Genomic DNA, 23,186 nt, shown 5'->3' with positions numbered 1-23,186 from the left:
TACTGACCCACCAGCACGGCCTTCGGGAAAGAAGATGGCAGCCGGCCGTGGGTACAAGGCGCGGGCTCACATCACGCGATCTGGGTGATGCGGCGCCCTGGTCGGGTTCGGGATGGTTGGGCGGGGGTCCTCAGCGGCGGTGACATCCACCGTCTGTGGGGGACAGGGGGCGAACATGTCTGTTCGGAAGCTCGACGATGGCAGCACAGCGGCGCGGGCGCGGGGGCGCCTCGCGCTCGTGATCACGGCGGTGCTGGCGATGATCGCGGGACTCGTGGTGCCGGCGGTCTCGCAGCAGGCTTCTGCGGCCGACGGGAGCCTGATCTCGGGCGTGGTCTGGGCGGACTCGAACCGCGACGGCATCCGCGACGGCGGTGAGGTCGCGAGGTCCGGGGTCACCGTGCAGCTGCTGGCATCGCCGGCGGGCACGGTGGTCGCGACCACGACGAGCAATGCGGCGGGTGCCTACAGCTTCGCGAATGCGGCGGACGGCGCCTACGTCGTGCGCGTCGATGCGCCCGGCCCGTTCCTGTTCCCCGACGCCGTGAGCGGTCAGAACGACTTCGCCACGACGGGCGCCCCGAATCCCGGCGAACCGGAGCGGGGCGTGACGACGCCGTTCACCATCGCGGGCGCGACGCAAGTGACCGCGCTCGATGCGGGCCTGCAGCCGATCGCCGACCTGGTGGTGGCGCGGCTGCCCGAGGCGGCCGCCTGCGAGGGATTCGCGATCACGGGCACGCCGCCGTTCGACGCGAACGATGAGCCGGGCAACGACTCCGGGCCGGGCAACTGCGTCGTCCGCACAGGCGACACCGTGATGCAGGCGTACTCGGTGTCGTTGACCGGCCTGCCCACGGGCGCGTCGGTGCCGAACGTCGTCGCGGAGTTCACCGTCTCGTCGACGAACGGAGCGGAGCTGGAACTCGCCGGCCCCGGCACGGGCGGACTTCCGGCAGGATGCCTCGCCGCAGTGAACGGCGCGAACCCGCCGTCGTCGCAGCGGGTGAACCCGGACGGTTCGATCACCGTCGTCTGCAACCTGGGCACGATGTCCTCCAACGTCGCAGCGGTGCAGCTCGCCTACCGGTTCACGACCGCCACCCCGATCCCGTCGCATGCGAGCATCGCGATGCGCGCGGTCGCGGGCGGCGGAGAGGCCGGCACCTCGAACACGGTCTCGGGGCCAGTAGTCGAGGTCACCGGCACCGCACAATGGGATCTGGAGAAGGTCGTCTACCCCTCCAACGGGAACGTCCCGACGGGGCCCGACTTCACCGAACTGCCGATCGACGGCGTCCCGACACCGGGCTACCTCATGCGCTACCAGTTCAACATCACCGACATGCTCGGCGGCACCGGAGGGGCGGAGCTGGACTGGCCGGTCTCCTTCACCGACGTCATGCCCGAGTTCCCGGGTGCCCGCATCACCGAGTGCCGGCCGACGAATCTCGCCGACAACGCGGGCCGATCGCCGTGGACGCTGACCTGTCCGTCGATGACCGAGGTGCAGGGGGCCGACGGGTGGGAGCTCAGCATCGCCCCGAACAGCGGTGTCGGCGGTGACACCGGCGTCGGGCACATGGTGATGACCGTGTTCGTGCCGCTGGACGAGATGAACCGGGCGATCGACCCTGCGTGGCAGCCCGGTGACGAGGTGCCGACCGGCACGTTCGATTTCGACAACCGCGCCCAGGGCACCGACCACTGGTCGATCAACGGGGGCGCCCTGAACTACGGCGACGGCCACGAGCCCGGCTGGGACGGCACCGGCAACAACCTCGCCGTGGTGGCGGGCGAGGCCGAGCCGCCGCAGTGGGATCTGCGCAAGTCCTTCCGCGACGGTCCGACGTACAGCACGGAGACCATCGACGGTGAGCAGGTCGACGGGTACATCGTCCGCTACAATATCCAGGTCCTCGACCTGGCCGGTCCCGACAACGTCGGACCCTGGCTCGACCGCCCGGTCACGTTCAAGGACCGACTGGTCAGTCATCCCGACGCGATCCTCCTCGTGTGCAGTCCCAACGCCACCGGTTCGCCGCTGCGCGAATCCGGGACGCCGACCTGCGAGACCGGCACGCAGCCGTCCGACGGATGGGACATGAGCTTCGAGCCGAGCCAATCGGGCTTCGACCGCCGGTTCGGACACTTCGTTGCCGCCTTCTTCATTCCCATGGATCAGATCGAGGGCGACATCTGCCAGTCCAACGTGACCCTCGACCTGGACAACGAGGTGGTCGACTCGGAGCACTGGACGGTGGAGGGCGGTCCGAACAATCCCGACGGCCTGAACGGCGCCGCTCCCGGCTTCGAACCGGGCTGGAACGGCACCACGGCATCGGGCAACAACGTCGACATCCGCAGCGTCCGTCCCGCCGCGAGCCAGTGCGGCACGCTGACGGGAGACAAGCAGTACATCGCCACCGAGACGGGAGGCGCGTACGGCAGCGACCCGAACCAGTTCCGCGCGTCGTACGCGGGGCACACGCTGAACACGCTCGTGTATCACGAGGGCAGCAGCAACCGCGTCTCGGTCACCGGTATGGAGTTGTGCGATGTCTTCGACGTCTCGACCCAGTACATTCGCGAGGGCGGCGAGGCGTGGATCACCGGCAGCGGTTCGGTCGATCTCGCCGACTACGTGATCGAGTACGCGGTCGGCCCGAACACGGTCGACACGCAAGCGGGGCCGTTCAACACGTCGGTCAACCTCTTCCCGAGCGACACGACGTCGCTCCAGGCCGCGGCCACGGGATGCCGCGACCATCCCGGGCCGTGGTCGACCGATCCGACGACGTTCGGCGCGGACTGGCGTGACCACGTGAACATGATGCGGGTGCGCCCGATCGACCCCGCCCTCACAGAGGTCGGGCCGTTCCGACTCAACCTCTGGTCGGGACTCAAGGTGCGCGGGGAATACAACGGCGGTCCGAACGCCGGCGAGCCCATCCCGCACCGGATCCGCCTCGCGAACGCCGGCGGTTGGCCGACCGCCGGTGACGGCTGGGCGACCACGCTGCGCGAGCGCCGCTTCGAAGGGCCGCAACTGCAGGTCGACAAGACCGTCGCGCCCGCGCAGTACCTGCCGGGAGACACCGCCGTGTGGAACCTGAACGTGCTCGCCGATCGCACCTTCGCCGGAATGACCATGCTCGACGTGAGAGTGGTCGACACGATGCCCGCAGACCTGCACTTCGATGCCGCGTGCACGCAAGCTCGGCTGCCCGCCGGCGTGACGATGAGCTACGACCAGGCCACTCGGCAGGTGACGTTCCTCGGCGGCGACGTCGACATCGTCAGCACGGGCACGAACCAGTGGATCTTCCACCCGACCGCCGCGGGTGCCAGGCACCTGCAGATCTGCACGACGGTCGACACGCTCGCCCAGCCCGGCGAGACGTACATGAACACGATGCAGGCGACCGCCGCGAACTCGACCAACGCCCCCACCGACACCGCGACGATCCAGGTGGTCGGCTCGGGGCAGATGGGCATCTCCAAGAACGTCGACACGCCGTTCGTCGCCAGCGGCGAGGACTACTCGTGGTCGCTCGACTGGGGCAACACCTCGACCGTGTTGTCGTTCCAGGCGCCGGACGTGATCGACGTGCTGCCGTGGAACGGTGATGGCGCCGCCGATGCGCTCTCGCGGCGCGACCAATTCGCAACGGACTACACCGGACTGGTGCAGCTGACCGGTGCCCTCGACGCCCCCGAGTACATCCGCGGCGGGACCGGCGGGCCGGTGCCGGGCACGTGGTACTACACGACCGTCGACCCGTCGATCGTCAACCATGACGCGCGTGATGCGTCCAACGCCGACCCCGCGGCCGCCGGCGGACGATGGCTCACCGCAGCAGAGGTGGCGGACTTCGGCGACGTGACCGCGGTGCGGTTCGTCTCGAACGGGCCGCTGCCGGTGCAGTCGCGGGTGCGCGCGGTGATCCCCGCGGTGTCGACGAGCAACACCCTCGACAACGTCTATGTGAACCGGGCCATGATCTTCTCGGCGACGTTCGAGGACCAGCCGCTGCTGTCGAACGAGCCGTACGTGTTGATGCCCGGGTTCACCCTCGGCGACCTGGTGTGGACCGACCGCAACGGCAACGGCCGGTTCGACGCCGGCGAGCAGGGCGTGCCGGGTGTCACCGTGCAGGTGCTCGACGGTGACGGCGATCTCGTCGCGACCACGGTCACCGACGCCGACGGCCGCTGGTCGGTCGCGGCGATCCCGGCCGGCGAGTACACCGTGCACATCCCGGCGGCGATGTTCGCCCCGGGCGGGCCGCTCGCCGACACCGTGGTGCGCACGGTGGGGTCGAGCGGCGCCATCGACCCGAACGAGGCCGCCGACAACAACAACACCGCCGCCCCCGACCCTGCGACGACGGGCTTGACCAGCACCCCGGTCACCCTGTCGTACGAGTACGACGGCGACGACCTGGTCGGCGCGAACGGTCCCTCCGGCGACGATGTCGCCGGGCTCGGGGGCGAGCTGATCCCCGATGACTTCACCACCTTCACGGTCGACCTCGCCGTCATGCCGGCGCCCGCGGTCGACATCGAGAAGTCGACCAACGGGCAGGACGCCGACACGCCGACCGGCCCGTACGTTACGGTCGGCGGCGGCGTCCGCTGGACGTACGTCGTGACCAACACCGGCGGCGTCGACCTGACGAACGTCACCGTGACCGACGACCAGGTGGATGCCGCGGACATCGACTGCGACGGTACGGGCGGCAACGTCATCGCGGGCCCGATCGCGCCCGAGGCATCCTTCACCTGCGTCGCCACCGGCACCGCGACGGCCGGCCAGTATGCGAACACCGGCACCGCCGTCGGCACCGATCCCACGCAGGTCGAGGTCACCGATGACGACCCGTCGCACTACTTCGGTGCGGAGCCGGCCGTCGACATCGAGAAGGCCACGAACGGCGAGGACGCCGACGAGCCGACCGGGCCGCTGGTCGCCGTCGACGGCACCGTGGCGTGGGTCTACGTCGTGACGAACACCGGCAACGTGCCGCTCACCGATGTGACGGTCACCGACGACCTGGTGGATGCCTCCGACATCGACTGCGCCGGCACCGGCGGCAATGCCGTCGCCGGCCCGCTCGCGCCCGGTGGCACCGTGACGTGCATCGCCGCCGGAGTCGGCGTCGAGGGGCAGTACGCCAACCTCGGCAGCGTCGTCGCGACAGGCCCGGCGACCACCTCGGTCGACGGAGATCCCGTGCCCGGCGTCGAAGTGACCGACGACGACCCGTCGCACTACTTCGGCGTCGCTTCGGCCATCGACATCGAGAAGGCCACCAACGGCGAGGACGCCGACGAGGCCCCCGGACCGCTGGTCGCCGTCGGCGGCGACGTGGACTGGACGTACGTCGTCACCAACACCGGCAACGTGCCACTCGCCGACGTCACCGTCACCGACGACAAGTTGGATGCCTCGGCCATCGACTGCGACGGCACGGGCGGCAACGTCATCGCGGGGCCACTCGCGCCGGCGGCATCCTTCACCTGTGCGGCGACCGGCACGGCGACGGCGGGCCAGTACGAGAACACCGGCACCGTGACCGGCACCGATCCGCTCGACACCGAGGTGACCGACGGCGACCCGTCGCACTACTTCGGCGCGGAGCCGGCGATCGACATCGAGAAGGCGACCAACGGCGAAGACGCCGACGACCCCACCGGGCCGTACATCACTCCCGGCGCTGACGTGGAGTGGACGTATGTGGTGACGAACACCGGCAACGTTCCGCTCACCGCCGTGACGGTCACCGACGACAAGTTGGATGCTTCGGCGATCGACTGCGACGGTACGGGCGGCAACGTCATCGCGGGGCCGCTCGCCCCCGAGGCGTCGTTCACCTGCGTCGCGACCGGCATCGCGACGGCCGGCCAGTACGCGAACCTCGGGACGGTGACCGGCATCGGCCCGTTCCAGGCCGAGGTGACCGACGCGGACGCGTCGCACTACTTCGGCGCCGTGCCCGCGATCGACATCGAGAAGGCCACCAACGGCGAAGACGCCGACGAGGCGCCCGGCGTGCCGCTCACGGCGGGAGCGGGCGTCGAGTGGACGTACGTGGTGACCAACACGGGCAACGCGCCACTCGTCGATGTCACCGTGACCGACGACCTGGTCGACGCCGACGAGATCTCGTGCGACGGCACCGACTCGAACGTGGTCGCGGGGCCGCTCGCGCCCGGGGAGTCGTTCACCTGCACGGCCTCTGGCGTCGCCATCGAGGGCGCCTACGTCAACGTCGGCGCGGTCACGGGTCGGGTGCCTGGCACCGAGCTCGTCGTCACCGATGACGACCCGGCGAACTACACGGGCACCGCGGTGGCTGTCACGCCGCCGCCCAGGCCGTCGTCGTCGGGCGACATGCCGACCACGGGTGTCGACCTGCCGATCGACGGAATCATCGGCGGCGCGACGGCAGCCCTCCTCGGGCTGCTGCTCATCGTGCTCGTCCGTCGCCGCCGGACATCGTGAAGCGGGCCGACCCACGGTGCACCCTCCTGCGTCGCGGGTCGGTCACCGGCGCGGGAGCGCGTGACCCCGATCGTCAAGTGGTCGCGGAGTCTCATGATCGCCCGAAGCGGCCGTCGCTGTGGTTGCGGCGTGGGCGCGACCCGCGAATCGCGGTGAGGATCGCGGCGATCGCGGCGGGCAGCGCCGCCTCAATCCCAATACAGGTTCACGCGATCTGGGGGACTCGGCGCAAGCGGGCGGATGGCTAGCATCACGATCGGATGCCGCTTCGGGGGGACGTCGCATCTGCATTCGTTCGCGCAGGCGGTGCGGAGACAACGGCATCGCCCACGGCTCTGAGGGGGAAGGACGAGACGATGTTTGATCAGACCGAGAACGAGTACACACCCGAACTCGTGCGGCCGGTGGAGATCACGGTCGGGGAGCGGCATCGCACTCTGGCGAGGAGGACGATCTCCGCTCCGCAGACGGACGAAGAGGCCGCGCAGTCAACCCAGCCCACGATTGGCGGGGGGACTGCTGCAGCAGTCCCGTATTCAGATAGATGGTCCTGTATCAGGCCGTCATCCCGGTCCTGAATCAAGCTGTCATAGTCAGGACCAGGCGCCTCGCCTATGGAGACCGAGATTTCGTGGACTGCCCGCACACCTTCTGCGAAGGGATACGTTCCTGTTCTTGTCTTCGGAATGGTGCTTCCTAGTCCGTCGCACCGAGATTCGAATGCTCCTCCCGAGCGCAGAGCGCGCCTGAGATATTTTGCGGCCGTCAGGCATGCTGGGATGGAGCAACTCACTCGTCGAGGCTGCCGAGCGTCAGCGGAAAAGACCGCCGCGGTCTTCGACCATCCTGCGGCGGATGTTCCGAAGCCGCGATGTACGCGGCCAGGCAGTCTGTCCCGCGACGCGACCGAAGGGGGTCCGAGCATGGCGGTGATCGGGGACGTTCGAGATCTGGGCACGGAGTTGGAGCGCTCGTACCCTGTGTTTGTTCGTGGGAAGTTGAAGTTCCGCGTCGGTCAGATCGTGTACGTGGCGTTCTCTCTCGACGAGCGCGTGATGGGTTTCGCCTGGCCGAAGGAAGAGCGTGGGGCGCTCGTCGGGGGCGATCCACGCAAGTTCCAGCTGCCTTCGGCTTCGGACATGCGCTTCAATTGGGTTCATGCGGACCTTGCGTCGCTGGAACGCGCCGAGGCCCGCGAACTCGTCGTCGATGCGTGGCGCATGGTCGTGCCCAAGAAGGTCTCTCGCGCCTACGATCTCGCGCATCCCGACGGACCGGGCTAGCGAACTTCGGCCCGCCGGCAGGTGGGGCGCACGATCACGACCGACGGTGGGTCCACGTGGTCGCGGGGGGCTCGACGACCTCGACGTGATCGAACTCAACGAGGCCTTCGCGGTGCAGGTGCTCGCCTGCCTCGCCGACTGGGGCATCGATGCTGAGGATCCGCGGCTCAACCCGCGGGGGAGCGGCATCTCGATCGGTCACCCCATCGGCGCCACCGGCATCCGCATGCTCGCCACGCTCGCGTACGAGATGATCGACCTCGACCGAGAGTTCGCAGCGCCGACACGCGGCGCGAGCAACCCGCAGTGTGGAGGTGCCGACGGGCCACCACCCGTTCATCACCCGCCCCGACCTGATCGTCGAGCAACTCACCGGGTTCCTGAACTAGTCCGTCGTGACCGTGACCGTGACCGTGACCGTGCACAGCATTCGCTGAGCGGGGGAGTCTTGTGTCCCGGATCGGCCGCCACTACCGTCGCAGCATGCGGGCTTGGCGTTGCGCAGTCCGACATCGAGAATCGGGGGATCTGAAGATGGAACGGAAGCAACAACCACGTCGACCAGCTGGCAGCACGACAAAGCCTCGATCACGACGGACGATGGCCCTGTTCTTGGCGCCGGTGCTCGGCCTTCCTCTCCTCGCCGTCGCCGGTTCTCCGGCTCACGCGCAGTCGGACTTCGCCGACGATTGCACGCAGTTCTCCCACCCAGGAGACACCGGCTTCGTCGCCACGGGTCCTACCGACGTCGATGCTGCCAGGGCGAGTTGGGAAACGCCGGAATACGGTTTCTACACCGGCCACAATCCTTCGACCCCTGGTACAGCGGTCAATGCGCCGTGGCAGCTCGTCGCCGTGAACGCGTCCACCGCGTACGCCCTGGGTTACTGCGGACAGGATGTCACGCTGGGCATGATGGATTCGGGCTACAGGACGACCCACGAAGGGTTCCAGACCGCACTCATCGAACCAGTCGCGGGTGAGGGCGTCTACGGCACATCCGGGTTCGGGTATCGAGGCGCGACTCCGTCGAACCCGTTTACGGCGGGTGAGTGGTTCACCGTGGCTGGTGATCAGGCGAGGACGAGCGACTACTCGCACGGGACCGGCATGCTCGGCGTCACCTCCGGCATCCGCGATGGGATCGAGCAGCACGGCATCGCCTTCGGGTCGAGGATGGAAGTCGCCAAGACCGGTGGTTCCGACAGCCAGTCCCATGGCCCGTTCCACGATTACGTGTACTGGTCCACGGCGAACAAGGCCTTGGTCGATTCTGGGGCGGAGGTCATCAACAGCAGTTGGGGCTCGTTCGTGCAGACCATCGACAGAACACGCTACGACGGCTTGGGCAACGACCTCGGAGTCGGCGGCAATCTCGCCAACGCGTACCAGGTGGCCGGCAAGGACAGCGCCAACGCCACGGCCATGAGAACCACGATCCCCAATGAGGAGATGAAGGATCTGGAGTACCAGTACTTCCTCTTCAAGCGGAGCTATTCCGAAGGTGGCATCCAATACAACCCGAGCTACCCCGGGCTGTCGTTCATGGACGCGATCTGGGATGCCATCAAGGACAGCGGTACCGTCAACGTCAGGTCGGCCGGCAACAACGACTGGAGCAATCCGTACTACCGCCCGGCGTACCCCCTCTTCAACCCGATGGCGGAGAAGCAATGGGTGTCAGTCGGCGGGGTACAGCCCCCGACCGACGCCAACCCCGAGTACACGAAGCAGTTCGGCTACAACGAGGCAGGGCTCGCCAAGTGGTGGTCGGTTTCGACTCCTTCGAACAGCGTTCGGACCACGAGCAGCGGTGGCGACGCCGTCTACTCGAACTCGAGCGGCACGTCACCGGCAACGCCCGTTGCGACAGCGGTGATGGGGGTTCTGCTGTCGCGCTATCCGAACATGGATGCCAAGCAGGTGCGTGACCTGATGCTCACCACGGCGAACAACAAGATGTCAGACGGGGTGAGGTTCCTCGGCGCCGGGCAAACCTCGCCGACGGGGGAGTCCATCGCCTGGACCGCTCCCGACGGCCTTCCTGACGAGCGCTGGGGCTGGGGGATTCCCGATCTGGCCAAGGGCATGTATGGCCCGGCCCAGTTCCTGAATCCCATGACCTACGACCTGGACGAGGGGTCGCTGGATGTCTGGTCCAACGACATCAGCCAGGACGCGCTCGAGCAACGAGAACTGGAGGATCTGGCGTGGCTGGCGGGCTACCAGGAGCAGGGCACTGCGTACGCCGGCGAATTCAGCCCCAATGTGTTGAATTCCGACGGAACGCTCGACGAGCAGGCCTTCGTGGTTCAGGGCATCCTGAATGACCCGCAGATCCAAGCCATCACCGACGGCCATCCCGAGTTGTACGACAAGATCACTTACGAGGAGGCGGTCTCGTGGCGCAAGGAATGGATGGACGAGCGCGCGGCCTATATCCAGAACAACATCGACAACGACCTCTACACGGCGTCTCTGACGAAGCAAGGCCCAGGGTCCCTCATCATGACGGGCGACGACACCTACGAGGGCGGTACCACGGTTGAAGGCGGCAAGCTCTCGATCGCGGGTTCGCACGCGAGCTCGATCCATGTCAGTGGCGGCACTCTCGGCGGCAGCGGTTTCGTGGCAGGCAGCATCGACGTCGACGGCGGCGTACTGCAACCGGGTCTGTCATCCGGAGAAGCTGTCGATGCAGCGTCGATCAGCGACGCCGAGGTCGTGCCCGGAAATGTTCTGGACGTCGGCGGCGACGTGAGCGTCAGCGGCGGGGGTGGCCTTGCCATCACCATCTCCGGCGGTGACGACTACACGAGCGTACGGGCTGCCGGTGACCTGGTGCTGAGCGGTGAACTGGACTTGGACGTTCGCGCGCCCCTCGCACCGGGAACGGTGCTGACGATCGCGAGCGGCGACTCGATCCAGGGCAACTTCCATTCCCTGCCCGAACGACGGGTGCTGAACGAGGACGGACATCTGTTCAGGGTGTCCTACCAGGACGGCGATGTGACCCTCACCGTCATGCGTGCGCTGCCCGGGGCGGAAACCGGTGGCGACTAGCTGCATGTGACCCGGCGAGCCAGGCTCGACCGAGCTTGGCTCGCCGTCCGTCTCGGCCCGGTGTCAGTCCATCCGACCCCTTGCAGATGAGTAAAGGCCGAGGGCCGCTGCGCCTCCTACGCTCGGACCAGCGTCAGGCGGCCTGTTGCGCGTCGCTGTCGCGCTTGATCGCCGAGATCTCGAACTCGAGCGTAATCTTCTCGGAGACGAGCCAACCGCCCGAATCGAGCGCCATGTTCCACTCGAGTCCGTATTCACGGCGGTCGATGCGCCGCGTGCCTTCGAATCCGGCACGCAACGCGCCGAAGGCGTCGGTCTCCACGCCCGTGAACTCGATCGGGATGGTGATCGGCTTCGTGACGTCGCGAATCGTCAGGTCGCCCGAGACCACGAGGGCGTTGTCGCCGACCTCCTCGATCCGGGTGCTCTTGAAGACGATGTCGGGCCACTGCTCCGCATCGAAGAAGTCGGCGCTGCGCAAGTGATCGTCGCGTTGCGAGTTGCGGCTGTCGATGCTGGCGACCTTGAGCACGATCTCGGCGGTCGACTTGGCCGTGTCGTCGAAGTCGACGTGCAGGCTGCCGGTGATGTCGTTGAAGGCACCGCGGACATTCGCCACCATGGCGTGTTTGGCCGAGAAGCCGATGCGAGTGTGACCCGGGTCGAGGTCCCAGTCGCCGCTCAGGTCTGGTCGGTTGTCGGTCATGATCTCCCCATAGGTTGTTGCACGAACCAAAACAGTCTCTCATCTGCGGGCTGTTCGTATGCTCCATGGTGTCTGCAGCCGTCATCGCGTTTCGGCGTTCGGCCGTGCAAGTCCCCGATCGTCGGGTGTCGGCGGCGCGGCATACACTCGGCCCGTGCCGACCCTCGACGACCTCCGACGTACCGCAGCTCAGCTGCCTGGCAGCGAAGAGCGGGCGACGACGGGCGGCGCCGCGTGGTTCGTGCGCGGCAGGCTCTTCGCGTGGGAGTGCCACCCCTGGCCGAGCATCCCTGACGACATGCGGGCGATCATCGCGGCCGAGCTCGTCGTCGGGGTCAAGGTCGCCGACCCCATCGACGCGCTCGCACTCGTCGAGATGGCGCCCGAGGTGTTCCTGCGCACCACGACGAGGTGGGGCGAACCCAAGGTCGCGTTCCGCATGGCCGGTGTCGACCAGGGCCATCTCGCCGAACTCGTGACCGAGGCGTGGCGCGTGCAGGCTCCGAAGTACCTGCGGGCCGAGTTCGACGCGAACGTCCGATAGGCGCCGTCCGCGCTCAGCCGATGGGCTCGAACTCGTTGATCCGCCAGGTCTGGTCGAACCAGGCCTCGAGCGGGCCGTAGATCCGCAGCAGCGGGAACCACGACTTGCCAGGCACCGTCTCGATCCAGTTCGACTCCTTGCCGGCCGGTGCGGTCGGGCCGAAGTAGAGGTCGAACGACCCGTCGTCGTTGGTCTGCAGCTTGCCGTCGTTGCTCGCGAGCGCCGGATACGGCGTCGAGGGAATGACGAGCAGCGAACGCGTCTGCGTGTCGTAGATGTCGACCGCCCAGAAGTTCTTCGCCGGGGGATTGGCGTCGACGTGCAGTCGATAGCTGCGTGCGCCGTCGAGCAACTGACCCTCGGCGTCGTGCACGGTATAGGCGTATGCCGAGCCGGCGCCGATCTGGGCGTGGGCCATCGCCGGGGTGATGACGGTCGCGAGGTAGTGGAACTGGGTGCGGGCGTCGAGCAGCCGTGCGCCATCCCTGAGGAATTCGTAGCTGCCGCCGACGAAGCCGTTGCGCCATGAGCCGTAGAGCACGGCGTCGGGGTCGCGCGGCTGGTAGCCGACCGTTCGCGCGAGCCCGGCGGCGATGGGAGCCGCCTGTTCGAGGATGCCGCGGAGCCGCGCATCGGGTGCGAACGGCTGACCGCTCACGATGCCGATCGCCGCGAGCTGGCCGGCGCGCTCGGCATCGAGTGCCTCCGCCGGCTCCTCCTGCACCAGTTCGGCCACCTCCTCGAAGAAGGAGTAGTCGTTCGCGTGCACGGTGTTGAACGGCGTCTCGGCGAGGTTGACGAACTCGTTCTCCTGGGGGCTCGCCGCCTCGGCGAGCGGATAGATGCGCGTCTGCTTCATCGCAGGAACGCCGCCGAGTGCCCGCAGCACGACGAAGTTCGTGTACGTCGGGGTTCGGTAGACGAAGTAGCCGTCGGGCACCTCGCCCTCGTACCCCGGCGGCAGGAACAGGTACTTGCCGCCCGCGCCCTGGTCGGGGCCCGCGATGCCCATGTCGGCGACGTAGCGGAACCAGAAGTCGTCGACGACGCAGAGCGACTGCGGCGGCGCCTCGATGACGGTCGGCCCCCACGCCTTCAGGTCGAGCATGGTCACGCCGTACGTCGTCTCGGTGTTCGGAGTGAGGAACAGCGCCTTCGAGGTCGCCCTCGGATCGGTGATGCCGATCTGCCTGGCCGAGGTGACCCCCGCGACCCGCAGGCCGGCGCGGAACGCCACGAGCGAAGCGCCGGGCACCGCGTTCAGGAACACGTCGATGGCGCGGATCAGGTCGAGTGCGTTGTACGCGGTTTCGACGGTCTCCGGCAGCGGCACTCCATCGAAGAAGTGCAGTTCGCCGAACGGCGATGCGACGGTATCGGGCGTGCTCACCGAGGCCACGGCCGCCGCCATCTCGGCTGCGGTGAGACCTGGACGCTGCTGCTCTGACATGTTCCCCCTTGATCGAACGTGATCTCACCTTGGCAGGGGCACCAGCGGAAGACAACGTCGGGCGGAGAACGGAAGGAGAACGTGCGGAGTCAGGACTCCTCGGTCGAGCCCCCGCGCGGTGGGATCTGCGCCGGTCGCCCGCTGTATCGCAGCCGCTCGGTCACCGATCGAACGACGTCGGCCGGCAGCTTCACCACGCGGCGGTCGTAGCTCAGCAGGCCGTTGCTCTCGTCTTCGACATCGCTGAGCTGCGTGTACACGACGGCAGCGAGGCCGCGGGGGATCGCCGGGATGATCTCCTCCTCGTGCAGTCGCACGAAGGCGGCTGCAAGACGATCGACGTCGTCGAACCGCTTGTAGCCGAACTCGCGCGGCGTCACGCTGTGCTCGGGCAGGCGCTGGCTGTATCCGCCGTACTCCGACACGACGAGGGCGCGGTGCGCGGTCTGCGGCCGGCGACGAGGCACGCGGAAGCGGCGGAAGTACACGTGCAGGCTCGTCAGGTCACCGGCACCCTGGTCGTGCCAGCCGCTCGCATGGTCGATGCTCCGACTCGGGTCGAGGGCGCGCAGCTCCGCGGTGACCTCAGCGGCGTCGAACTGCCCCCAGCCCTCGTTGAACGGCACCCAGACCGCGATGCTGACGACGCCGTGCAGGTGCTCGACCATGTCGCGCAGTTCCTGGCGCCAGTGCGCGCGCGCCGCGGCATCCGTTCTCTTGAAGGCCCGGTGTCGACGGTCGTCGAGCCGCAGCGGAGTGAGCACGGGGGCCGTGATGACGACGGGGTTGTAGCGTCCGCCGCCGTTCACCGCGTCCTGCCAGACGAGCATGCCGAGCCGGTCGGCATGGTGATACCAGCGGAGGGGCTCGACCTTGATGTGCTTGCGCAGCATCGTGAAGCCGAGCTCCTTCATCGAGCGGATGTCGTGCACCATCGCCGCATCGGACGGCGCCGTGTAGAGCCCGTCGCTCCAATACCCCTGGTCGAGCACGCCGGCGTGGAAGTACGGCTCGCCGTTCAGCAGCAGTCGGGGGATCCCGTCGGCATCGGGGCCGACCCCGAAGCTGCGGAGCCCCGTGTAGCTCACGACGCGGTCGTCGCCGTACTCGACCTCGATGTCGTAGAGATACGGGCTCTCGGGCGTCCACAGCCTCGGTTCGGCGATCGTCAGCATGAGCGGATGCCCCGCTGCCGCGCGCCCCTCGGCCGTGACGACGCCGTCGGCGATGACGCGCACCGTTGCGGGCTGCTCGAGCGCGCCGCCGCCGTGCACCGTGACGGTCAGCTCACCCGTCATCGGGTTCGCCTGGTACTCGAGCCGTGCGACCCACGCGGCGGGCACCGCCTCGATCCACACCGTCTGCCAGATGCCCGACTGCGCGGTGTACCAGATGCCCCCGCGATCGAGCTGCTGCTTGCCGCGGGAGTACTCGGTGGTGTCGCTCGGGTCGGTGACGCGAACGAGCAGTTCGTGGGCGGCACCGTGCGATCGACCGGCGACAGCATCGGTGATGTCGATCGTGAACGGCAGGTAGCCGCCCACATGCTCCCCGACGACGACGCCGTTCACCTCGACGGCGCAGCGCTGGTCGACGGCGCCGAAGTGCAGCAGGATGCGCCCGTCGGCGGGGCTGAAGTCGTCGTCGAGGTGGAACGTGCGGCGGTAGTGCAGCGTCTCGTCGGGCTGCACCTGGCGGCCGACGCCCGAGAGCAACGACTCGGGGGAGAAGGGCACGACGATCTCACCGTCGTATCCGTCGAGGGCGCCCGGCGCCTCGCCGCCCGTCGTGCCGCCCGGGGTGATCGCGTACTGCCACACGCCGTTGAGGTTCAGGTACGACGAGCGAACGAGCTGCGGTCGTGGGTACTCGGGCAGCGGATGCACGCGATCGAGCTGTTCTCCCCACTCGGTGAGGAGGGCCGTCGGGAGTGGCCGCGCGGCGTGCGTCATTCCTGTCCGGCCTCGGTGGTCTGCTGGGGCTCCTGAGGCGTTTGGGGCGGCTGCCCCTGCGCCCGGCGTTCCCGGCGCAGCAGGGCGATCGTCGGCACGACGACGAGCACGGCGACGACGGCGGCGCCGATGAAGATGCCGGCCGTCGGCACTTGCTTCACGACGCCGAGCTCGGCGTACGTCTCACCGGCACCGCTGATGATCGCGGCACCGATGAACGGGCCGATGACCATCGGGATCAGGATCGCGAAGATCATGCGGAGCCCCTGCACCGACCCGGCCCGGTCGCGGGGGGTGGCGTCGCGGGAGGCTGCGCCGACGGCCGCGACGACGAGCATGAACCCGCTCATCATCGCGAGCCCGGCGATGATGACCCACGTGATGTCGCGCACGAACGCCATGAGCACGAGACCGATGAGGTAGATCGCGAGGGCGGGCATGATCGACCGGACCTTGCCGACACGGTCGATGACCCGGCCGCCGACGATGCTCACGACGGAGGCGCCGAGCAGCACGACGCCGAGCACGAGTGCGTACCCGTCGATGCGCAGGGTTCGCTGCAGGTAGATGATCAGGTACGGAAGGAACACCTGGGTCGAGATGCCGAAGACCGCCCAGGCTGCGAAGGTCAGGTAGAGCGCCGGGTTCGCACGGATCGTGGACGGTCGCAGGCCGTAGGCGATCGCCCGCCAGACGCCGTCGCTCTGACGCTGCGGCGTCGAGGCATCACGCATGAGGAACCAGGCGACGACGCCGACGATGACGATCGCGATGCCGATGGTGAGGAAGAAGGTGCGCCACTCGCCCGCTCGAGTCAGCCCGTCGAGCACGCCGAAGACGAGCAGCATCGAGAGCAGCGGCAGGGCGGCGAGCACCGCTTCGACGCGGCCGCGGTTCGTGGTGTCGGTGACATCGGTGACCCAAGCGTTGAACGCGGCGTCGTTGGCGCCCGAGCCCAGCATGCTCATGAGGCAGTCGAGCACGATGACGGTGAGCACCGCGAGAGTGACGGCACCGGCGACGGATGCCGCGCCCGCGTGCCCCTCGACCGTGACGAGGCCGAACGCCGCGGTCGAGAGACCCCAGAGCACGTACCCGCCCGCGACGAACACTCGGCGACGACCCAACCGGTCGCTCCATGCGCCGACGACGAGGGTGGCGATCGTCGCCGAGGCGGCGCTCGCAGCGACCATCGCCGCGAGCACCGCCGGGTCGTCGGTGATCGTGTCGTAGACGAACACGTTGAGGTACATGTTCTCGACGGTCCACGCGATCTGGCCCACGAGGCCCACGAGCGCGAGCACCGCCCACCTCCGCGGGCCGAGGCGGCTCGCTGAGGGGGTCTCCAGGTCTGCTGACGTCGTCGTCACAGGTTTCCTCTCGGCCGACGGGTCGGCGCTTCAGGCGTTCAGTCGTTCAGGCCTTCGTCAGTCGGTCGTCGCGTCGGACTTCACGAGCTGCCCGCCCGCGAGCCCGGCGAGGATGGAGCTGACGTCGAGCCCGGTCAGCGACTTCACGACCTCGGTGCCCTCGCCGAGCACCTGACCGACGGTCTTCGTGATGGCGCTCGCGCCGTCGGTCGACACGACGGTGAGCGTCTTGATGTTCGAGATCGGCTCGGCAGCTGCGCGAACGATCTCGGGCAGGCGCGAGATGATCTCCTGCGCGAGGGCGGCCTCGCCGTACTTCTTCAGCGCCATGGCCTTGGCGTCGGTTGCCGTGGCCTCGGCGAGACCCTCGGCCTGGATCGCGGCCGCGCGGGCCTCGCCATCAGCACGGATACCGGCGGCGAGGGCCACCTGACGGTCGCGCTCGGCCTCACCCGAGAAACGCACGGCAGTTGCGGATGCCTCGGCGTCCTGCACGGCTGCGACCTTGTTGGCCTCGGCGATCTTGGTGCGCTTGTAGGCGTCGGCCTCTGTCGCGGCGTTCGCGGCATCGCGCAGGGCGGTCGCCCGCTGCACCTCGGCGTACGCCTCGGCCTCGGCGGGCTTGCGGATCTCGATGTCGAGCCGCTCCTGCGTCACGAGCGCCTGCTCCGACAGGGCGTCGCGCTCCTGCACGGCGACCAGTTTGTCCTGCTCGGCCTTCGCGAGCTGACCGGATGCCTCGGCCTCGGCGTTGGCCCGATCGGTCTCGGCCTTGATCGTGGCCTGCTTCAGGCTCAGCGCCTTCTGCCGCTCGGCGACCTGCTCGGCGGCCTCGATGCGCGCGAACTCGCTCACCCGGGCGGCCTCGGCTTCGCTCACCTCGGCGACCTGACGTGCGCGGGCGGCCTCGGCGCGGCCGAGGTTCGCGAGGTACTCGCTGCCGGGCGTCGAGATGTCGGAGATGTTCAGCAGGTCGACCTGCAGGCCCTGCTCGACGAGGTCGGTCTTCGTCTCGGCGACGACGCGGTCGGAGAGGCTCTTGCGGTCGGAGATGATCTGCTCGATCGTCATGTCGCCGACGATCGATCGCAGCGAACCCTCGAGCGATTCCTTGATGATCTCGGTGAGCAGGCTCTGCTGCGAGAGGAAGCGCTGGGCGGCACGCCGCACACCGTCTTCGGTGCCGCTGACCTTGAAGTTGATCGACGCCTTGATGGCGATCTTGATGCGGTTCTTGTCGACGCCCTCGACGGTGATGCCGATCTGGCGCTGCTCGAGCGAGATGGCGAAGCCCTGCTGCAGGATCGGCCAGATGAAGGTGCGCCCGCCGATGACGACGCGCTGCGCCGACGACTGCTCGGGTGCGGCGCGGCCGGCCCCGCGGCCGACGATGACGAGCGCCTCGTTCGGCGGCACGCGGCGGATGCGGCGGGCGATGAAGGTGAGCAGGGCGAGTAGCGCGATGACGATCGCGACGACCGAGATCACCTGGATCAGCAGGGGGGAGAGCATCGGGTTTCCTTTCGGGAGGAGATGCAGGGCGGGGTGGTGCAGGGCGGTTCAGTGGGGCGCGGGATCCGAGTCAGTGGGACGCGGGGCCCGAGCCGGGGGAGCTGGAGTCGAGGGAAGCGGTTGTCGAGGGGGCGTCAGCCCGCGACGACCTTCACGCGGCTGCCCGCGTGCTCGATGACGCGAACGCGCGCGCCTTCGGCGATCGGCTCGTCGGAGTACGCGAGCCGGCGTTCGAGCTCGCCGGGCCCGTCGAGGCTCACTTCGCCTCCCGCGGTGGTGATGCCCGACCGGGCGACGCCCGAGAGGCCCACGGCAGAGGTGGGCACGCCGTCGGAGCTGCGTGTGAGATTTCGGATCGCGAGCACGCAGAGCAGGTACGCGACCGCGGCGAGCACGATCGAGAGCACGTACACCCAGACGAGTTCGAGGCCCATGCTCGACACCAGCGCGCCGGATGCCCCGAAGACGACCATGCCGACCGCGAGGGCCGTACCCGAGAGGGCGCCGTCGCCGATCTCGAATTGGTCGAAGATGTCGCCGAGCACGAGCGAGATCACGAGGAGGACGAGGCCGATGCCTCCGACGATGAGGAACGGAAGGAGCATCGACTGCCTCTCTGCGCGCGCGAATACCCGGGCAGAGGGGGTGCTCGGGTCGACTTACCCTATCGGTCGGACGAACTTCGTGCTGGTCGGATTCCACAGATGGTCGGTGAGGGCCGACACCGAGTCGTGCTCGCAGCGCCGCTGACGCTCACACGGCGTGTTGCCGGGGTACGAGCAGACGCTCGACTGCCTCGTCTCCCCGGATGCGCCGCATGAGCGCGACGACCTCGTCGGCGACCCCGATCGTGAGGCCGCGGCACACGACGCTGTAGGGCCCGAGCGCTTCGAGACCGCCCGCGCGGATGCGGATGACCTCCCAGCCGACCTCTCGCAGTGCCTCGTCCTTCTCGAGGTCGGACGCCTCCTTCAAGCCGAGATGCGCTCGTCTCGAACGACCGGGATCGTCGTACTCGACGGCGATGCGGAGCTGTGGCACGAGGATGTCGGGCCAGACCTCCTGCTTGCCGTAGAACATGCGCCCGATGCGCACGGCGTTCACGCGGTGGTGCAGCCGTATGCGTTCGCCGAGGAGCATGCGCAACCGCTGCTCGACCTGCGAGGTGCCGACGCGGAGCCCCGGTTTCATGAAGGCGAGGCCGGCCTCGCGCCGGGCACCGGGCGCAGCTGCGTTCGAGCGGCACTTCGCGCAGCTCGGGCCGGTCAGCACCTCGCCGACCGTCGCCGGATAGCGGTCGTGGCCGCGGGCGCAACGCCACTCGTAGCTCGCCCCGATGCGCGTCTCACGGGCGAGCGCCGCGCGCTGGGGCGGGGCCACGCGCGAGAGCAGTTCGGCGCGCGAGCGCTGCGTCTCGTGCAGCAGCATGCAGAGCGGGCACACTCTCGCGAGTGCGACGGCGCCGGCGTCGCCGGGTTCGGCGCCGTGCCCGCACCGGAAGCTCACCGCGACCATCGGCGCCGCCCGTATTCGTTCATGGGCTCGATCATCACCGTTGCCACCGACATCCGCGGCACGCCATGTCGGACGCACAGGCGAGAATGGCAGCATGCAGATCGTGGTCGGTGCGATGGGGCCCGGCCGGGTCGCACTGGTCGACCCCGCGGTCTCGAGCGTTCCTTTCGAGACCGTGGCGCTGCACGATTTCGGCGACGTCGTGCGGGCGCTCGAGGCCGCGAAGCGCCCCCGGTGGATCTGGGCTGACACCCGCCGCTGGTACCCCCGACTCCTCGCCGAGGGCGTGCGCGTCGAACGATGCCATGACCTCGTGCTCGCCTCCGCAATCCTCGATCACTCCACGATGACGACGGCGATCCGTGCGGGCGCCGCGCACCCGCGGCCCGAGTGGCTGCCGCTCGGGCCGGCAGAGGCCGGCCAGCCGATGACCGTCGTGCCCGCGGCATCCGCTGCCCATTCGCCGCTCTTCGACCTGCTCGATTTCGACGAGGCGGATGCCCCGGCGCAGGAGCCCACCGCCGGCCCGCGGGACGTGCTCGGGGTGCCGGTCGACGCCGTGCTCGCCGAACATGCTCGACAACTCGCCCTCGTCGTCGCGTCCGAGCGGCCGGGAGCCCTCCGCCTGCTGCTCGCCGCCGAGTCGGCGGGCGCCCTGATCGGCGCAGAGCTGCACGCCGCCGGGCTGCCGTGGCACCGCGGCGTGCACGAGCGCGTGCTCGAGTCGGAGCTCGGCCCGAAGCCGGCGCCCGGGCGCAAGCCCGCCCGCATGGAGGCGCTCGCGGCCGAGGTGCGCACACTGCTCGGCGCCCCCGCGGTCAACCTCGACTCGCAGGTCGACCTGCTGAAGGCGCTGCGCAGCGCCGGCATCCCGGTCGAGTCGACGAGCCGCTGGGAACTGCGCGAGCACGAGCACCCGGCGATCGAGCCGCTTGTCGCCTACAAGAAGCTCTCACGGCTGCTCAGCGCGAACGCCTGGTCGTGGCTCGACGAGTGGGTGGTCGACGGCCGGTTCAGGCCCGACTACGTGCCCGGCGGCACGGCAACCGGGCGCTGGGCGACGTCGGGCGGCGGCGCCCTGCAACTGCCGAAGAACGTGCGCAGTGCCGTCGTCGCCGACCCCGGTTGGGCGCTCGTCGTCGCCGACGCGGCGCAGCTCGAGCCGCGAGTGCTCGCCGGTCTGGCGCACGACGAGGCGATGGCGGAGGCCGGCCGGGGGCGCGACTTCTACAGCGGCATCGTCGGCGCGGGGGTCGTCGAGACCCGCGACCAGGCGAAGGTCGCGATCCTCGGTGCGATGTACGGCGCGACGACGGGCGAGAGCGGCCGGCTCGTGCCGCGGCTGGCCCGGGCCTACCCGCGAGCGATGGCGCTCGTCGACCGGGCGGCGGCCGAGGGCGAACGCGGTGCGAGCGTCACCACGCTCCTCGGCCGTTCGTCGCCGCTGCCCGGGGCGGAGTGGCGTGCGACGCAGTCGCTCGCGTCGCAGCCCGAGGCGACCGCGGCCGACGAACGACGCGCGCGCTCGCGTGCCCGCGACTGGGGCCGGTTCACCCGCAACTTCGTCGTGCAGGGCACCGCGGCCGAGTGGGCGCTCTGCTGGATGGCGGGCCTCCGTTCGAGACTTGCGTCGATCGCCGCGACAGGCGTCGAGCCCGGATCGATCGCGTCCCGGTCGGGGTCGGCTTTCGAGCGAATGCCGCACCTCGTCTACTACCTCCACGACGAGATCATCGTGCACACTCCGGTGGAGCACGCCGACGACGTCGCCGCCGCCGTGGCGGATTCGGCGACCGAGGCGGGCCGCCTGCTCTTCGGCGGGTTCCCCGTGGAGTTCCCGCTCGACCTCGCGATCGTCGAGAGTTACGCCTCGGCCGACGCCTGAGGCGCGCCGCCCTCGACGCTCGCCGCACCCGCCTTGCCGGTCGTCGCCGCCGGTCGCCGCCCGCGCCGTGGCCGCTCCATTCGCGGTGCGAACGCCAGTTCGTGCCGATCGGCGACCGCGGTCACGTCGTCGAGCCAGGCGAGTGCCGCACGCGCTCGTGCGGCCTCGGCGGCAGCGGCCAGCGCTGCGAGGCGAGCGGCCGCTCCCGTGTCACTTTCGTCGCCTGCACGGCTGTCGATCACGGCGCGAGCGGATGCCTCGGCAGCACGTTGCTGCCAGCGAATGCGCTCGGCCGCGACGATCGGGCCGACATCGACGCCCGGCAGGGATGCCGCCACGAGCACCCGATCGACGGTCTCGTCCCACGCGTCGCTGCCGGAGGCATCAGTGCCCGAGAACCAGGCCGACGTCGCAGCGGCACCCGCTGGCGTCGCGCGATAGAGGGGGAGCCCGTCGTCGGTGGCGCCTGCGGACTCGACGAGCCCCTGCTTGCCGAGGCGCTCGAGCGTCGCATAGCTCTGGCCGACGTTCACGTCTCGTCGGCCTCCCGTGCGCTCGGCGAGGTCGCCGTGCAACTGGAACCCGTACCCCGGGCCTGCGGAGAGCAGTGCGAGCAGTGCGTCGCGAACAGCCATCGGTCCTCCGATCGACATCAACGTTTCACCGAGTATATGGTTTCGCGCCTTGTCAATGAGCCTGATGCGGGGCATAATCGGCGGTGACGGCTCGCTCGTCGACAACCGAATACCGTCATCTGTCCGTTTGAGGTCGTTGGGGAAGACGCACCTCGAGAACGGAGACAGACATGACGAAGAATGCCACGCGGGCAGTGCGCACCGCGCGAGGCGTGCTGTTCGTGCACTCCTCGCCGAGGGCGCTGTGTCCGCATGTCGAATGGGCCGCCGGCACAGCCCTCGGTGTTGCCGTGAACTTCGACTGGAGCGAGCAGCCCGTGCTCCGCGGTGCCATGCGCGCCGAGTTCTACTGGGAGGGCGACGCCGGCAGCGGCGCGAAACTCGCCTCGGCGCTGCGCGGCTGGGAGCAACTGCGCTTCGAGGTGAGTGAAGACCCCACCCCCGGCTCCGACGGGGCCAGGTGGATGCACACGCCCGAACTCGGCGTCTTCTTCGCCCAGACCGACACCGCCGGCAACACCGTGGTGCCCGAAGACCGTATCCGTTACGCGATGGACGTCGGCGGGACCGACCCCATCGAGCTGCACCGCGAATTGCGCCTCGCCCTCGGCCAAGCGTGGGACGACGAACTCGAACCGTTCCGTCACGCGAGCGACTTCGCCCCGGTCGTCTGGTTGCACCAGGTGGGCTGAGCGAACCTCGGTCCGCCGGCGGCGTGACGCGAAGTCGGATGACCATTCCCGGCGGCGCATGAGCGAAACCC

At 68.9% G+C, this 23,186-nt stretch carries 15 protein-coding genes; 7 read left to right on the top strand and 8 right to left on the bottom strand.

The features are described 5' to 3' along the window. Positions 1-175: 175 nt before the first annotated feature. From VPH61_RS14275 to VPH61_RS14260, 4 genes are all read left to right on the top strand, one after another. Positions 176-6,508, top strand: a complete 6,333-nt coding sequence (locus VPH61_RS14275) for a DUF7507 domain-containing protein (RefSeq protein WP_332064176.1) — start codon at positions 176-178, stop codon at positions 6,506-6,508. 923 nt (positions 6,509-7,431) lie between these two features. Then, entirely contained in the window at positions 7,432-7,791 is a 360-nt protein-coding gene (locus VPH61_RS14270; RefSeq protein WP_332064175.1) for a hypothetical protein, read from the top strand. Positions 7,792-7,876: 85 nt separating this feature from the next. Further along, on the top strand, positions 7,877-8,323 hold the full coding sequence (locus VPH61_RS14265; RefSeq protein WP_332064174.1) for a hypothetical protein: 447 nt from the start codon (positions 7,877-7,879) through the stop codon (positions 8,321-8,323). Positions 8,324-8,391: 68 nt separating this feature from the next. Next, positions 8,392-10,854, top strand: a complete 2,463-nt coding sequence (locus tag VPH61_RS14260; RefSeq protein WP_332064173.1) for a S8 family serine peptidase — start codon at positions 8,392-8,394, stop codon at positions 10,852-10,854. Between the two features lie 133 nt (positions 10,855-10,987). On the opposite strand, the gene VPH61_RS14255 is transcribed toward VPH61_RS14260, so the two are convergent. Further along, positions 10,988-11,560 (bottom strand): YceI family protein, encoded by a 573-nt coding sequence (locus VPH61_RS14255; protein WP_332064172.1) that lies wholly within the window; start codon positions 11,558-11,560, stop codon positions 10,988-10,990. Between the two features lie 154 nt (positions 11,561-11,714). Between VPH61_RS14255 and VPH61_RS14250 the strand changes: the two genes are divergently transcribed. Then, positions 11,715-12,104: an MmcQ/YjbR family DNA-binding protein gene (locus VPH61_RS14250; RefSeq protein ID WP_332064171.1), complete on the top strand. Its 390-nt coding sequence runs from the start codon at positions 11,715-11,717 to the stop codon at positions 12,102-12,104. Positions 12,105-12,117: 13 nt separating this feature from the next. On the opposite strand, the gene VPH61_RS14245 is transcribed toward VPH61_RS14250, so the two are convergent. From VPH61_RS14245 to VPH61_RS14220, 6 genes are all read right to left on the bottom strand, one after another. Beyond that, entirely contained in the window at positions 12,118-13,554 is a 1,437-nt protein-coding gene (locus VPH61_RS14245; protein WP_332064170.1) for a DUF1254 domain-containing protein, read from the bottom strand. An 89-nt stretch (positions 13,555-13,643) separates the two neighbouring features. Further along, the gene (locus VPH61_RS14240; protein ID WP_332064169.1) at positions 13,644-15,506 is read right to left on the bottom strand and encodes a glycoside hydrolase family 2 protein; all 1,863 of its coding nucleotides are present in this window, start codon (positions 15,504-15,506) and stop codon (positions 13,644-13,646) included. Continuing rightward, positions 15,503-16,876 (bottom strand): MFS transporter, encoded by a 1,374-nt coding sequence (locus VPH61_RS14235; RefSeq protein WP_332064168.1) that lies wholly within the window; start codon positions 16,874-16,876, stop codon positions 15,503-15,505. Before VPH61_RS14235 ends, VPH61_RS14240 begins: the two co-directional genes overlap by 4 nt. A 57-nt stretch (positions 16,877-16,933) precedes the next feature. Beyond that, the gene (locus tag VPH61_RS14230) at positions 16,934-18,388 is read right to left on the bottom strand and encodes a flotillin family protein (RefSeq protein ID WP_332064167.1); all 1,455 of its coding nucleotides are present in this window, start codon (positions 18,386-18,388) and stop codon (positions 16,934-16,936) included. 134 nt (positions 18,389-18,522) lie between these two features. Continuing rightward, positions 18,523-18,993 carry an NfeD family protein gene (locus VPH61_RS14225; protein ID WP_332064166.1) on the bottom strand — a complete coding sequence of 157 codons (471 nt, stop codon included), beginning with the start codon at positions 18,991-18,993 and terminating at the stop codon, positions 18,523-18,525. Positions 18,994-19,141: 148 nt separating this feature from the next. Beyond that, positions 19,142-19,903, bottom strand: coding sequence for a hypothetical protein (locus VPH61_RS14220; RefSeq protein ID WP_332064165.1), 762 nt, complete (start codon positions 19,901-19,903; stop codon positions 19,142-19,144). 94 nt (positions 19,904-19,997) lie between these two features. On the opposite strand from VPH61_RS14220, the gene VPH61_RS14215 reads away from it, so the two are divergent. Continuing rightward, on the top strand, positions 19,998-21,788 hold the full coding sequence (locus VPH61_RS14215; protein ID WP_332064164.1) for a bifunctional 3'-5' exonuclease/DNA polymerase: 1,791 nt from the start codon (positions 19,998-20,000) through the stop codon (positions 21,786-21,788). Here VPH61_RS14215 and VPH61_RS14210 read toward each other — a convergent pair. Further along, complete coding sequence (locus tag VPH61_RS14210; RefSeq protein ID WP_332064163.1) at positions 21,767-22,423, bottom strand: PadR family transcriptional regulator; 657 nt, start codon at positions 22,421-22,423, stop codon at positions 21,767-21,769. The two genes, VPH61_RS14215 and VPH61_RS14210, sit on opposite strands and share 22 nt — an antisense overlap. 170 nt (positions 22,424-22,593) lie before the next feature. On the opposite strand from VPH61_RS14210, the gene VPH61_RS14205 reads away from it, so the two are divergent. Further along, positions 22,594-23,115, top strand: coding sequence for a DUF3145 domain-containing protein (locus VPH61_RS14205; RefSeq protein ID WP_332064162.1), 522 nt, complete (start codon positions 22,594-22,596; stop codon positions 23,113-23,115). Positions 23,116-23,186 lie beyond the last annotated feature (71 nt).

The organism is Agromyces sp. CCNWLW203 (assembly GCF_036576125.1).
Taxonomy (GTDB): Bacteria; Actinomycetota; Actinomycetes; order Actinomycetales; family Microbacteriaceae; genus Agromyces.
The sequence above is the reverse complement of the archived record's forward strand: the minus strand, read 5'-3'. Positions and strand labels throughout refer to the sequence as shown.

What these genes read in the sequence shown, in the direction of transcription:
- VPH61_RS14205 (WP_332064162.1), top strand. Translation starts at nt 22,594, where the DNA reads ATGACGAAGAATGCCACGCGGGCAGTGCGCACCGCGCGAGGCGTGCTG.
- VPH61_RS14245 (WP_332064170.1), bottom strand. Translation starts at nt 13,554, where the DNA reads ATGTCAGAGCAGCAGCGTCCAGGTCTCACCGCAGCCGAGATGGCGGCG.
- VPH61_RS14220 (WP_332064165.1), bottom strand. Translation starts at nt 19,903, where the DNA reads ATGGTCGCGGTGAGCTTCCGGTGCGGGCACGGCGCCGAACCCGGCGAC.
- VPH61_RS14240 (WP_332064169.1), bottom strand. Translation starts at nt 15,506, where the DNA reads ATGACGCACGCCGCGCGGCCACTCCCGACGGCCCTCCTCACCGAGTGG.
- VPH61_RS14255 (WP_332064172.1), bottom strand. Translation starts at nt 11,560, where the DNA reads ATGACCGACAACCGACCAGACCTGAGCGGCGACTGGGACCTCGACCCG.
- VPH61_RS14260 (WP_332064173.1), top strand. Translation starts at nt 8,392, where the DNA reads ATGGCCCTGTTCTTGGCGCCGGTGCTCGGCCTTCCTCTCCTCGCCGTC.
- VPH61_RS14215 (WP_332064164.1), top strand. Translation starts at nt 19,998, where the DNA reads ATGCAGATCGTGGTCGGTGCGATGGGGCCCGGCCGGGTCGCACTGGTC.
- VPH61_RS14270 (WP_332064175.1), top strand. Translation starts at nt 7,432, where the DNA reads ATGGCGGTGATCGGGGACGTTCGAGATCTGGGCACGGAGTTGGAGCGC.
- VPH61_RS14230 (WP_332064167.1), bottom strand. Translation starts at nt 18,388, where the DNA reads ATGCTCTCCCCCCTGCTGATCCAGGTGATCTCGGTCGTCGCGATCGTC.
- VPH61_RS14225 (WP_332064166.1), bottom strand. Translation starts at nt 18,993, where the DNA reads ATGCTCCTTCCGTTCCTCATCGTCGGAGGCATCGGCCTCGTCCTCCTC.
- VPH61_RS14275 (WP_332064176.1), top strand. Translation starts at nt 176, where the DNA reads ATGTCTGTTCGGAAGCTCGACGATGGCAGCACAGCGGCGCGGGCGCGG.
- VPH61_RS14210 (WP_332064163.1), bottom strand. Translation starts at nt 22,423, where the DNA reads ATGGCTGTTCGCGACGCACTGCTCGCACTGCTCTCCGCAGGCCCGGGG.